The organism is candidate division KSB1 bacterium (assembly GCA_022566355.1).
Taxonomy (GTDB): Bacteria; Zhuqueibacterota; JdFR-76; order JdFR-76; family DREG01; genus JADFJB01.
Genome location: JADFJB010000120.1, coordinates 1 through 13,761, shown reverse-complemented (window position 1 = coordinate 13,761; position 13,761 = coordinate 1). Strand labels below are relative to the sequence as shown.

The following is a 13,761-nucleotide window of genomic DNA, read 5'->3' as shown; positions in this document are numbered from 1 at the left end:
TTTCCCTTTGTCCCTTTGTGCCTTTGTGCCTTTGTGCCTTTGTTACTTTGTCACTCTGTGCATTTGAACACCTAAACAAATCCTAAATTGCAATATACAATATCCAAAAATTGCAGGATTGAGCTTTGCTAACCAGTAGGACAGACAAGAATGTCTGTTCTAACGGTGATTTGTCCGAGTCAACCAACACTAAACCTCTCAGGTTTCGAAAACCTGAGAGGTTTCCGTTTGCCATTTCACATTTCATATCTTTGCTACTCTGTGACTCCGTGCCTTTGTGGTTTTCTCCGTTGCCATTTGCCGTTTCACGCTCTTGCCGAATACCAGATAAGAAAACACAAAACACAAATAAATCACAAATTCTAAAAATCAAATTACCAAACAGAAGATCCAGTAGGTCAGACATTTTTGTCTGTCCATATCCAAAGTATGGTCAATAAATGGCATGCGGGATAAATGATTATGCTAACCCTAAAAAGCAAATGGCAAATAGCAAAAAATAAAAAATTAAATAAATAACAATGTTAAAACCGAAGATCCGGTAGGACAGACATTCCTATCTGTCCACACCCAAAGGCTCCTACTTAGACAGACAAGAATGTCTGTCCTACCAATTACGTGTCATCGCGATCCACCGGTTGGCGGAGAAGCGATTTCCTCATATGGGCAGGAGATTGCTTCATCATTTCATTCCTCGTAATGTCACCCTTAAAAGCATGCAGGAATGACATTTGATCTATGTTTCTTTCTTTTTACCTTTTACCTTGTACCTTGCTACTTTGCGCCTTTGTAACTTTGTTACTTTGTCACTTTGTGCCTTTGCTACTTTGTCACATTGCCATTTTCATCAATTTTTACCACCAGCCAACGACCGATATAAGACTTTGGATCGATATCGGATAGCCGTGCGGTTTTGCGTCCCTGTTTAGTCAGTGTTGTAATTTCAACATCCACGAGACCTTGTTTTGCTAATCCGAAATGTACCGGCATGGCATTTTGTGAATTGTAGCCAGAACCGGTATCTAAAATATTTGTGCCAAGCAAGACACCGGAATTTGCGTCATATAATCGAACCTCAGATCCTGCTCGCGTGTAGTGACCCCTGGCATCCAGAACGAGAACTTGCAGTGATCTATTTGCACGTTTTTTATCTATCTCATTAAGAACCAGGTGATGCATACCGTCAGAAGCTGCTCCGGTAAGTGCCAGGTCCAGATCACCGTCCTTGTCGAAATCAGCCCAGTGAACACCATGGTCGGCTTTTTGATCCAGGAGAATTTTGGGCGTAATGTCGGTAAAACGGTCACCATCATTGTGGAATAAATAGTCTCGATAGCTCTTACCGCCGGTAATTGTGCCGTTGACATATAAATCGAGGCGGCCATCATTGTCATAATCACCCCAGGCGCCGGTATCGTATCGTTCATCTATAGCCAATCCCATTTGCGCGGCAACATTTTTAAAGCTGCCGCCCAAATTGCGGAATAATCCGTTTGGGCCGTAATTGGCTATAAAAATATCTATATTGCCATCGTTATCAAAATCCACTAGGGTGGGCCGTACACTGCCATAAGCGCTAAACCCCAGAGGTCTTCCACCATTATCTAAACCAAGCTCTGGTGCAACATCGACAAAACGGGTACCATCATTGCGGAACAGACCATTTGCATCACCATCCATGTTGGTGACATAAAGATCAAGATCGCCATCTTTATCAAAATCGAACCATACAGCGCCGACGGTCCGGCGAGGATCATCGATATTGAGTGATTTTGCGACGTTGGTGAATTTTCCATTGTCATTGCGAAAGAGAACATTCGGTTTGTCCCGCAACCCAATGAACAGATCTACATCGCCATCATTATCATAATCAATCCAACATGCCTGGCGAAAACTACCGGTTAAACTTACACCTGTAATCTTTGTCACATCGGTAAAACGCTTGCCATTACCTTCGTTTTTATAAAGCCGGTTCCAGCTTTTCTGTCGTGAAACAAAAGCTACAAACAGGTCGAGATTGCCATCGTTGTTGTAATCCCCCCATGCGGCAGTTCGAGTTACATCGTTATCCGCGACGCCAACATCCGCCGCTACATCCGTGAACTTTCCACCATCGTTGCGATAAAGCCTGTTTGGCTGGCCTCTAAAACCGACGAATATATCCAGGTCGCCATCATTATCGAAATCGGCAATGGCATTGGTTAGAGAATTACCACTTTTGAAAAGATCTTTTTGTGCAATTTTAAACTGCGGCCGCCAATCAGTGAACGGTTTTCGAGGGATACGCTCGTCCCGCATGGCAGCATTATAAGCAAAGCCGGCTAGCACAACGGCATTAATTTTAAGGTCTTCCGGAAGCAGTTTATCGAAAACATCCATGTTCGTATGGTGCGTTCTGGTGCGATATTCTATCCTATCCTGAATGAATTGAAAACCCGGCAATCCGGCCTGGTCAAAAGAAAGTTGATCGGAACCCCGATTACTGAAATTAGAGAGCGTAGAAATTTCAAGATCATAAAAAGGTTTCATCCATTCGGAAAAAATTGATCCTACAAATTTATTGCCCTGCTGATGAACCCCACGAAACCGGCCTGTTCCGTTATCCATATTGAAATAAACTGAAAAGTTCTCATAGTCGGGAAGAATACCGTCCCTGGGATTGCCAAAGTGGTTCGCTACATATGCCCTAGAGCCGCGCAATCCGCCTTCTTCATTACTCCAAAGAGCCGCTCGAATCGTTCGACGTGGAGCTGCTCCGATTGCCTTTAATATTCGCATCGCTTCGAGAACTGTAGCAGAACCCGATGCATTATCGGTGGCGCCGGTACCCGAGTGCCAGGAGTCCAGGTGTGCACCGATCATGACAATCTCATGAGTAAGATCGCTGCCGGGGATCTCTCCAACAACATTATATTCCTGCTTGTCCCTTTGCACAGAATTGACCCTGATTTCGATTTCCAGTTTCACATCAATGTTACGTTCCACCAGCCGGTGGATGCGGTTGTAATGTTCAACTGCAATGGCAACCGTTGGCAGGCTGTTCTTCACAGCTTTAAGTGAACGGTCACGCCGATTGCTGCGCCTGCCAGAAACAAATACAGTACCATCCCCACCCCTGGCTGCAGCCAAAACCACAGCAACCCCTTCAGATTTGAAAAATTCTTCTAACTCAGTAGCGTTGAGATCTTTGGGCCCTTGTGGATTCTGCATCCATTGCTCTTTCCTTCGTTCCCGAATGTTATGATCAATTCCTTCTTCAACAAAAACCTGCAGTGATTTTTCATCGTGACGGATCGCATCTGCAGTGAATCTAGGACCATACTGCCGCCTAGGAGTGGACAAAACAATTGCGTTCTTCAGTTTGCCCTTGTAATTATCCAAATCCGCCTTACTTTTAATATTAACAATGATAGGCTCTCCGGTTATTATTCCATCCGTCCCTGGCGTAAATGCCTGGGGATATCCTATCAGAACCTGGTAATCCGGTTCCAGCATGTGCAGGGAAACATATTCCAAATCCCAGTTCACACCATGTTCACCCCACGATTCGATGGCCGTTGAACTGAGCCCAATCTGATCCATTTTTGCTTTTGTCCATTCTTGCGCCTCACGCATGTTCGACGATCCTGTCAATCTCGGTCCAATAACATCCGTCAGATGCCAGGCATAGTCCATCACCTGGGAGCGATTGAATCCTTCCTCCTTAATTCTCTCAACAATATCCAAGTCTACTTTTTCTTGAGAAACTAAGGGTGACGAAATCAAAAAAACAAAAGCAAAAATCGGCATAAATACATGAGATATTTTTTTGGTAAATAATTCCATATGATTAACTCCTTTTGGTTTTGATTTCACAAATTCTTACTACCAAGGCGCCAAGATAGTGGAAAAATGACAATAGTCAACTATTTGTTTCATTGCGTCCTTCGCGCCTTTGCGGTTTGTCAAATGGCCTTATTTCCGCTCCCCAAATCTGAAACGCTTGACAGCCTTTTCGACAAGTCGACGCAGCTCTTTGATCGGTTCCGGGTTATCGTCAACCTGCAAACGCAAAACCACATCATTGTTCAGCCAAACACCGCCATCCTCTTTGACGATGAGCATAGCCGCCGACTGCATACCGCGTGCATCCCCACCAGCGGCCTGGCCTGCTTCCAGAGCTGCCAGGAGCCGCAACGAAAGATGTCCTTTTGTGTTTTCAAAAGCCGTGACCATATCGTTAACAACCGCTTCACCTGCAAGAATATTGCCTTGAGCCGTAACATATTTACCCCCTTTTTGACCAGCCCAATCCGATGCTTTAGGTCCGGTGTACGCTTTGTATTCACCCTTTGGATTCATAACCGCAAATTGACGACCGTACTTTGTCCAACTGTCCGGACGAGGATCGGGATCATTCTCCCAAACCTGCTTCACAACATCTTCCGGTGAAAGCCCCTTTTTTAATAATGCAAGCGCTTGTGTTCCATAGCTCACATCGACAATGGCCTGTGTTGCGACGATACCCACATTTGCTTCACCCCACAAGACGCCATTGCCAACCGAAAACACCCGGGATTGTACAGCGCCGCCAACTTCGCCGGTTTCGGGATCATAACCGAGAATTGAAAAAGTCGCAACGGGATCCCATTTTTCAGAACTATCATTTATCTGGTACTCATACTGCCACAAAAAGGTAATCGCCACCAAAAAGCCTATCGTGCTTATCGTAACCACAAATATTCTCTTCATGTTAGCCTCATTTTTTTGCAAGTTTGTTAGAGAAGTGGGATAATTATTTAGTTAGTCAATGGGTATTCAACGAAAACAATTTAGCAAATCTAAATATGTTTGTCAATTTGAAAATATAAAAGATAACTCCGATTAATTCTATTAATTTGATTTGCGGTGGATGGATTTTAGTTTGCATTTGTCAAGTATCCCAATTCTTAAAGAAGTTTTGTGAAAATTGGAAATTCACCCGAATTAGAATTTGCAATTTGAAGTCATGTTGAAGAAATCTATTTCCACCAATGTGAAGTATTATGATTACAAATCAATTTTCAATTTTATAAATCTAAACGAATTTATCTCTTGCATGTTAATAAATTATTTGTAATTTTTGAGTAATTATAAAATGCCCTTATACACAACTTTAAAACCACAGGGAGGAAAATGATGGGGGCAGATAAGACATATAGAAACACAACCATTATCCTGATCATAGGTATTGTTTGCTTTTTACTGTGGTTCCAATTCTTCCGCATTGAAAATGAAAATAATGATCCAAATAATACGGAATTGGACGCCCCGGACATTGGCGCAAGCGCCGCTATTGCCGTGCAAGCGGCAACTGCTAAACGGGATAAGCTCATCATGCGCATTTCAGCCAACGGCCGCACACGCGCTAAAAAACAACTCACCTTGACATCCCAAATCACTGGAATCATAAATGAAATCACCGTTAAAGAAGGCCAGGAAGTCGTTTCCGGTGACTTATTGCTGATGTTGGATGATACCGATTATGCACTTGACCTTCGCGAAGCTGAAGATCAATTAACCAGCGCCACAATCGAATACGGCCTTCAACTTGGTATCCAACAAGGCCATGAAAGCAGTAATAGCGCCGAAAACCCCCTGGATATCCATAGCTCGGAAAACAAGCTTAAGCAAGCAAAAAAAGATTTTGCGGCCAACGAAATAACCAGGCCGGAACTCCAACTTGTTGAGCAAGAGCTTGTTGCAGCGAAAATATTTAATAGCCCGGATAAGCGAAAACTTATTGCTTTGAACAAAGGTTTGAGTTCTGCACTAATCAAACGAGACAAAGCCAATTTACAGTTTGAACGCACTAAATTTTTAGCGCCATTCTCAGGATATATCGGAGATATTAAAGTGGTGGTTGGCATGCAGGTAACCCCCGGCACCGATTGTCTTACCCTTGTCGATTTGAATAAACTCTTAATCGACATTGAGATTCTGGAAAGTGAAATGGCTATGGTCCGGGTTGGTAGAAAAGCAGAGGCAATGTTCACAGCGTTCCCGGGTGAAAAGTTTCCCGGAACAGTCATTTCTGTGAATCCTTTGATTGATCCTGAGAAAAAAACCCGCAAAGCTACTATTCAATTGGAAAACCGCGATCATAAAATAATTCCGGGCATGTACTCTTTTGTAAAATTAGAAACGCAAATCTACAAAAATCGTTTGCTAGTGCCCAAAGAAGCGATTGTGTTACGAGATCAACGACCGGTTGTATTTATTGCCAGGAAATCGACAGATGGAAACCTTCGCGCAGTTTGGAGTTATGTGGATATCGGTTTAAAAAATGAGGAATATGTTGAAATTCTCTCTTCCAGGTTCGATCTAAAGGATGGAGAACAAGTCGTGGTTAGTAACCATTACACCATGATCCATGATGCATTAATTCGAATAGTAGAATAATTACAAATATTCTGACACAATATAAGATATTATCAAATGGGAATACGTGAACTTCTGAAATCACAAATAACAAATAAATCCAAAATTCTAATAATTAATGATCAAACATTAATTTTGTGACTTCGAACATTGGTTATTGGATTTTATTTTTTATTTGGGTTTTGTGTGTCGGAATTTAAAATCTTTTCAAATCATGCACATCGCCTATTACACAACCCGACGTCCTATCGCTACTTCCATGTTTTTTCTCGCAGTGGTTTTATTGGGTGTCGTTTCTTTCTCCCGTTTGCCGGTTAACCTGCTACCGGATATTACTTTCCCCCGATTGCTGATTTGGACCAATTATCGCGATGTCGGACCGGTTGAGATTGAAGAGTTTGTCACCATTCCAATAGAAGAAACCGTATCCACAGTGCCCGGTGTTCAGCGTGTTCATTCGACTTCCCGTGCAGGGATCAGCTTGGTCACTGTGGAATTTACCTGGGGAACGGACATGGATTTCACCGCGCTTACTTTGCGGGAAAAGCTGGACAACCTCTCCCCTATCCTGCCAAGAGAGGTCGAACGGCCGGTGATCCTCCGGGTAGATCCGCGCGCCAGACCGATCATGACCCTGGCAATTTCTGGCGGTAAAAATAACCATCATATATATACATTGGCCAGAGATGTTTTCAAACGCCGTTTAGAGCAAATCGACGGCATCGCAATGGCAACGGTTACCGGCGGACAAAAACGTGAGATTCAGGTTGATGTTAACATGGCCCGCCTGACAGCTTTGGGACTTTCTCTTTCACAAATCGAACGAGCTCTACAGTTGGCCAATGATACGCGGCCGGGCGGCAGCATCAAAAAAGGCCGATATCGTTATGCCTTGCGTACGGTGGGTGAGTTCCAATCGGTCGAAGAAATCGGTGCTACTGTGATTAATACCGGATCAGGCTCCAATAATGGTGTAACAATCCGCCTCGATGAGATAGCCACGATCCGGAATTCTTTCCGTGAAAGACAGGGAGTGACTCGCTATAATAACCAGGAAGCAATAGGCCTTTTGGTTACCAAAGAATCCGGCGCCAACACGGTGCAAGTAGCACAAAAAGTCGTTCGGGTCATTGATCAACTCAAGGAACAATACCCGGAAGTGGATTTGGTTTTAGTGGATAACCAGGCTGAATTTATTTCAGGTGCAATAAACCAGGTTAAGCAGTCGTTGATTTTTGGAGGTATCCTGGCCTTTATAGTGTTGTTCTTCTTTCTTCATGATGCTCGTAATCCCATCAATATTGCTATCTCCATGCCGATCTCGATTATTGCGACATTTACTTTAATGTATTTTGCCGGTGTGAGTGTGAACATGGTCTCCCTTGGTGGTTTGGCCCTGGGGGTCGGCATGCTGGTGGATAATTCCATCGTGGTTCTGGAAAATATTTTTCGCCACCAGGAGGAAGGTCTGCCCTTACAAGAAGCGAGCGTGGCAGGTGTGAGTGAGGTAAGCATGGCCATAACTGCATCCACCTTCACAACCATCGCCGTGTTTTTCCCGATTATCTATATTCGTGGAGTTGCAGGACAACTGTTTCGTGATCAATCGCTAACCGTTGTTTTTTCCTTGCTTTCGTCGCTTGTTGTAGCGTTGACTTTATTGCCAATGGTGGCCGCTCGCTGGCAGCGCAAGAATTTGAATAAACCTCAAATTAAAGAATCCGGGGTTCAGGTTGATTCAGGAAACAGGTGGGAAAAACTGATCCTGTTCATAGCTTCTCTTCGTGGAAAAGGGTTTCAATTCATCAAAGGTTTGTTTGGTTTTTGGATCAAGCATTTGACACAATTTTTTCGCCATTTCACACTTCCTGCTTTTCAGGCATTCGACCGTCTCTTTGCCAGGTTCCTGGAATTTTATGAGTTTTGGCTCAAAAAAGCATTAAATCGTACAAAACTTGTGTTGACCGTTACCACAATTTGCTTTCTGTTAATCCTGTTGTTAGGCTGGCAAATCGATAGACGTCTTATGCCAGAAGTAGAACAACACCGTTTTACTATTTCCGTGCAGCTGCCGCCCGGAACCATTTTGCAGGCTACTGAAGAACTCACCACTAAAATTGAAAACCTGCTTTACAAATCGCCGGAAGTGAAAGCGGTATTTTCGCAAGTCGGTTTTATCGAAGAAGATATCCGACAAATTGTGACCAGAACAGGCATGAATACCGCGGAATTGCAGGTTTTTTTGTACCACGATATTTCAACCAAAATCTTTATGCAAGAAATTCAACAATCACTAGCCAGCCTGGGCGCTGAATCAATCACGTTGCGGCAGTCGCAGACAGCCATTGGAGAAATATTAGGCACTAACTTATCTGATCTTGCCGTGCAGATTCGCGGTGATGATCCTGATGCCGCAGCGGTGATTATGGCTACTGTTCGGCAAAACCTTACCAAAATCAAAGGCATATCCCAGGTTTTTTCCAGTCAAGAGGAAAAACGACCGGAGATTCGTTTGATCATCGACCGTGAAAAAGCCGCTGCCTATGATATTGAGCCAAGAGAAATTTCAGGATTTGTCCAACTTTATATGCACGGCTCAGTCGCCACAGATTTCAAAGAATTTGACCGAAAAATTCCCATTTTACTGCGAGCGGGTTTAAGCCACCGCCAGGAATTGGACGATCTTCTGCAGACACCCATCTTGCTGCGAGGAAGATCTGTCCCCCTTTCCCAGGTTATTCGTATCGAAGAAGTATTTGCGCCTGCATCGATTGAGCGTGAGGACCAGGTACGAAAGCACACTTTGTTTGTGGGTATTTCCGAAAGAGGTTATAACGCTGTCGCAAGTGATGTGGAAGAAATGATAGCCGATGTAAAATTACCATCGGGGTTTCAAATTCACATTGGCGGCCAGCGCCAGGAGATGATCGAATCCTTTCGCCAGATGACCTTTGCTTTTCTGCTGGCATTCGTGTTGGTATTCCTGATCCTGGCAGCCCAATTCGAAAGCCTGCTGAATCCGTTCATTATCATCCTGACCATTCCTTTGGCGATTATCGGTGTGGTTATCGGTTTGCTGGTAACCGGCCAAAGCTTCAATGTGATGTCCTTAATTGGGTTGGTTGTGCTTGTGGGTATCGTGGTGAACGACGCCATCATCAAGGTGGATTTTATTAACCAGGCCCGGCGGAAGGGCACCCAGCTTCGGGAAGCCATACTCCTGGCCGGCAAAAAACGGCTGCGGCCTATTTTGATGACGACCATAACAACGGTGCTGGCCCTGCTGCCCATGGCTATCGGCTTTGGCGATGGCGCCGAGCTGCGGCGGCCACTGGCCATCGCAATTATCTTTGGATTGAGTTTCGCGACTGTGCTGACTTTGATTATTGTGCCGGTGCTCTACCAGGTGTTGGATAAGGGAGATCGTGTGCAGCAACACGGTTGACGCACTCCAATTTTATGCTTAATATTCAGTTTTTTCATATGTATGGAAATAGATCCCCTTCGACAAAGTTCAGGGCGCAGCTTCCAGGATGACATGATTGGAAGCTTTAAGCTTAAAAGCCTAATTCATGAATTATTCAGGTTAATATATTATATTTGCAAGAAACCAGGAACCAAAATAAAGAATTTTAACTTCAATTCAACTTGACAATAATTTTTAAATAATTCAATTCATCTTATGACACGATTGATAATAACATTTTCCATTGTTTTTGCATTACTTTTTTTTGATGTCTATTCACAGCAACTAAAAGTTACTCTAAAAGAACAACTGGTAATTGGAGACGATGAAAACGCATCGGATGAATACCTGTTTGCCTACCCTATGCATGTAAATACAGATAGTAAGAACAATATCTATATAGCTGATCAGAATATGTCTAAAATAAGGGTATTTAACCAATACGGTCAATTTATCAAATCAATAGGTAGAAAAGGCCAGGGCCCCGGAGAAATGCAGGAAGTTATGTGTATGACAATCGACCATAATGATGATTTAATCGTTGTCGACCGCATGAGCAGACGGTTTACACGTTTTTCTAAAATGGGAGAAGAATTTACGACCTATCCCATGCCAGATAACTCCTTTATAGATCCTTGGATTATTCTTCCATTAGGGCTGGAATTATATGCTCTTCAATATCGTGTAAGGGAAGACAGTAAGTATTACACGAATAAAGAGAGCTCATTGTACAATAAGAAAGAGGATAAATTGGTTCATATATATCCAATTGATTTCTCTTCAGTTTTGGAGTCGTTTGTTTCCGAAGATGATATTTGGGATCTTAGCCAACCCTTTTTTCGTGCTCAAATAGACAGAAATGCTATTAAAATTGCTACGTTGGGTAATAATGCAATTGTTATAGCACCCTGGATCTATGAAGGCTTGTTATATCTTTACCAAAAAGTTGCCGATCAATGGCAGTTAAAAACGTTAAGAGGTAAAATTCCAACCCATAAGTCTTATAAAATGCTCAATTTTTCAGATTATCCGGACTTAAAATTTCCTAGAGGAGCTTATTTACTTAGTGGCCAAAGTGGCAAATTTGCTGTCCGTATGCAGAATATGAGCAGGGGATTATTTGCTATGAATAATGGAACTATCGTTCATTTTTCAGTTACTAGATCATCAGAGGAAGAAATAATTGATGGTGTTGAGTTATTTGAGCCTGATGGTACATACATCGGTTATGGCCAGTTTGAAAACCACTCCATGGCTATGGAAGTTCTATGGAAAGATAAGGATGATCGATTTTATATCCGTGATTCCATGGGTTTTTCAAAAATACGAGTTATGAGCCTGGAATACCAAAAGATTGATGAAGGAAAATAACAATTTTAACAACGTGAATTGCATGTGTAGAATAATCTGCAAATAATGGGTTGTAAACATATAACTATGCAAGAAACCATTAATGATGGATAGGGTGAAGCAGAATTTCTGCAAATAGTTTCCTCTTAATTTGCTACTTCCCTCTTCAAACAACCCGGCATTTATGCTTTACCTGGTCTAACTATACCCTGCCAGTGTTGCAGAATCTTTGTTTTGTCGCGAAACATCCAGGAATAATTAGTCATCATAGCGAAAGTTTGCATGCTACAACTCCTTATTTTAGCTAGTTGATTAGCAGCCCCCGTTACAGTTACAAATTCTGTAAATATGTCGGAATAATTAACGGAGCATTTAACCTAGGTTCATCAGCAACCAGTAGGACTGATATAGGCAATATGCCGCCCCAATGCGGTTTATTTTCGTTTTTACATCTTTACATCTATACATCTATACATATAATGCCACTAGGTGGTTAATTATTTGATAAACAAAGATTCCGGATCAGTGCAATCCTTAAATCAACGTAAATCTGTGGTCTAAGTTGGCAACCCCTCTATTTTCATAATTTTTAAGGCATTTGTGGTAGGACAAGGGCCCGAACGAAGAAGATAATCGAAAGTCATTTTATTGTCTGATACTTCCTCTTTAAAATGATAATTTTGGATTGTGGAATAGGTTTCGGCAAGTTCAACGAGTTCCAGGTCATGGGTAGCAATCAAGCCTACTCCATTGTTTTTAACAAGCTCCCGCACGTAAGCACGGCTTCCGATCAGTCGCTCGCGATTGTTGGTGCCGCGGAAGATTTCATCGATCAAGTAAAATAATGGACTATCATCATCCGCTGTGAGTTTATCCAATAATTCTTTTAAGCGCTTCACCTCAGCATAGAAATACGAAATGCCATCACTAACAGAATCCATAATCTGGATACAGGTAAATATTCGAACAGGAATCGTTTGAAATTTATCCGCACATACGGATCCTCCGGCAAATGCAAGAACATAGTTGATGCCCAATGTCCGGAGAAAAGTGCTTTTGCCTGACATATTTGAACCGGTAATGATCCCGACCTGCCCTCTATTTTCAAATGAAAAATCATTGGTTTTCCGCTGGTCATCGGATAAAAGTGGATGACCCAAACTTCCACCGAAAAACAACCGGTTATTGTTCGATTCGCTGTGAAATTCCGGAAAGCAAAATTGCGGATTTAAGGTTGCGATATTTGCCAGTGAGTTTAGCGTTTCAATTTCATAATATCGATCCAGCCAAACCGATAATTGTGGTTCCAACCTTTTTTTGTATTGATTTAACTTGTAGGCTAAGTAAAAACTCAGGGGAAAAAGTAAATTTAAAAATAACCAAATAATATCATTTGTTTTGATGGCAATACCTGCAACGATTTTACTAATTTGCTTAAGGAATACTGAAGGTTTCTTTTCTTCCTGCCAAAATGGTTTAAAGAGTTCTGCAATCTTAGAGTCTTTGCGATAATTGTATTTCTCGAGAAATTGAAAAACGGCAATCAATTTTTTTAGCATTTTATCTAGATCAAATGCTTCATTAAATGTTTCCCGTACGAGATGGGTATTCATTAAATAAAGCGTTATGTAAATTAAAATTGTGATCAGCCAATATGCCGGCAGGAAAGAAAACAGGTAGGCAACAAAGAGGATAATGTTGATGGCAGCTAATGTTATCAAACTGACTAAAAGTCGTTTATGTGAATAATCCACGTTATGCTTCTTTAGCCATTCCAAGAATGAATCATTTTGCCATGACTCATCTTCCTCGGACGCCAGGCGGGCGTACAGAGATAATCGATCTCTAAAAGTTGATAACGGCATCAACTCCTTTACCAGGTCTTGCCTATTTCTAATTTGATGTAAATTCAGCTCCGGCTGCAAGAACCAAGACAATAACCTCTGACTTCCGCCAAATGTAGCGGCAGTATCGATTAAATGATGAAGGGAACGATTTCCGGATAAATTCAAATCATTATCCAACGGACATTTATCATCGCCGATTCTTATTTTTGGGTACGGAATATTCGTCCAATCCAAATTCATCCTGGCAACTTGTTCCGATTTAATTTGCATCCATATTTTATGTTTTGAGATACTCTTTATTAAAATCCTGTGATATCGTGCAATCATTGCAAATCCAGCAACAAAAAAGACTATGCTAACCCAACCTGTCCACTCTGAAATAAATGTGAAGGATAAATAAGCTGCAAGAATGCCAATCAACACGATCGATAACCGTAACCATGAATATCTTGAACTCATCTTTTTAAGCCATTCAATTCGTCTTTGCAAAAAGTCAATTTGCTTTTGCATGGCCAATCTTTTACGTTGTTTTTTTTGATAAAGCATCAGCAATTTATCTTGAAACTAGTCCTTCACTGGTTTTTAAACTTGTGTGATAACTCAGGCTAGGGGTTGTTTAATACAATAATAGTAACTGTTCCGCTATTAGCATCCCGACGCTTCGGGATTAGTAAAATTAAGTGAGAAATTTAGGACTCT

General features: G+C 42.0%; 7 protein-coding genes. 3 read left to right on the top strand and 4 right to left on the bottom strand.

The annotated features are described in order from the left end of the window. Window positions 1-82: 82 nt before the first annotated feature. From IIC38_16835 to IIC38_16825, 3 genes are all read right to left on the bottom strand, one after another. A complete protein-coding gene (locus tag IIC38_16835) occupies window positions 83-406 on the bottom strand; it encodes a hypothetical protein (GenBank protein ID MCH8127601.1) in 324 nt (107 codons plus the stop codon). A 416-nt stretch (window positions 407-822) separates the two neighbouring features. Continuing rightward, window positions 823-3,825 (bottom strand): M20/M25/M40 family metallo-hydrolase, encoded by a 3,003-nt coding sequence (locus IIC38_16830; protein ID MCH8127600.1) that lies wholly within the window; start codon window positions 3,823-3,825, stop codon window positions 823-825. A 129-nt stretch (window positions 3,826-3,954) separates the two neighbouring features. Beyond that, the gene (locus IIC38_16825) at window positions 3,955-4,731 is read right to left on the bottom strand and encodes a DUF1028 domain-containing protein (GenBank protein MCH8127599.1); all 777 of its coding nucleotides are present in this window, start codon (window positions 4,729-4,731) and stop codon (window positions 3,955-3,957) included. A 423-nt stretch (window positions 4,732-5,154) separates the two neighbouring features. Here IIC38_16825 and IIC38_16820 point away from each other — a divergent pair, with 423 nt between their 5' ends. The 3 genes from IIC38_16820 to IIC38_16810 all read left to right on the top strand — a co-directional run bounded on the left by IIC38_16820 (window position 5,155) and on the right by IIC38_16810 (window position 11,236). Then, window positions 5,155-6,420 (top strand): efflux RND transporter periplasmic adaptor subunit, encoded by a 1,266-nt coding sequence (locus IIC38_16820; GenBank protein MCH8127598.1) that lies wholly within the window; start codon window positions 5,155-5,157, stop codon window positions 6,418-6,420. A 163-nt stretch (window positions 6,421-6,583) separates the two neighbouring features. After that, window positions 6,584-9,844 (top strand): efflux RND transporter permease subunit, encoded by a 3,261-nt coding sequence (locus tag IIC38_16815; protein MCH8127597.1) that lies wholly within the window; start codon window positions 6,584-6,586, stop codon window positions 9,842-9,844. Window positions 9,845-10,081: 237 nt separating this feature from the next. Continuing rightward, the gene (locus IIC38_16810; GenBank protein ID MCH8127596.1) at window positions 10,082-11,236 is read left to right on the top strand and encodes a 6-bladed beta-propeller; all 1,155 of its coding nucleotides are present in this window, start codon (window positions 10,082-10,084) and stop codon (window positions 11,234-11,236) included. Between the two features lie 536 nt (window positions 11,237-11,772). Here the strand turns inward: IIC38_16810 and IIC38_16805 are convergent. Continuing rightward, the gene (locus IIC38_16805; GenBank protein ID MCH8127595.1) at window positions 11,773-13,608 is read right to left on the bottom strand and encodes a hypothetical protein; all 1,836 of its coding nucleotides are present in this window, start codon (window positions 13,606-13,608) and stop codon (window positions 11,773-11,775) included. Between the last annotated feature and the right edge of the window lie 153 nt (window positions 13,609-13,761).

What these genes read in the sequence shown, in the direction of transcription:
- IIC38_16835 (MCH8127601.1), bottom strand. Translation starts at nt 406, where the DNA reads ATGTCTGACCTACTGGATCTTCTGTTTGGTAATTTGATTTTTAGAATT.
- IIC38_16830 (MCH8127600.1), bottom strand. Translation starts at nt 3,825, where the DNA reads ATGGAATTATTTACCAAAAAAATATCTCATGTATTTATGCCGATTTTT.
- IIC38_16825 (MCH8127599.1), bottom strand. Translation starts at nt 4,731, where the DNA reads ATGAAGAGAATATTTGTGGTTACGATAAGCACGATAGGCTTTTTGGTG.
- IIC38_16820 (MCH8127598.1), top strand. Translation starts at nt 5,155, where the DNA reads ATGATGGGGGCAGATAAGACATATAGAAACACAACCATTATCCTGATC.
- IIC38_16810 (MCH8127596.1), top strand. Translation starts at nt 10,082, where the DNA reads ATGACACGATTGATAATAACATTTTCCATTGTTTTTGCATTACTTTTT.
- IIC38_16805 (MCH8127595.1), bottom strand. Translation starts at nt 13,608, where the DNA reads ATGCTTTATCAAAAAAAACAACGTAAAAGATTGGCCATGCAAAAGCAA.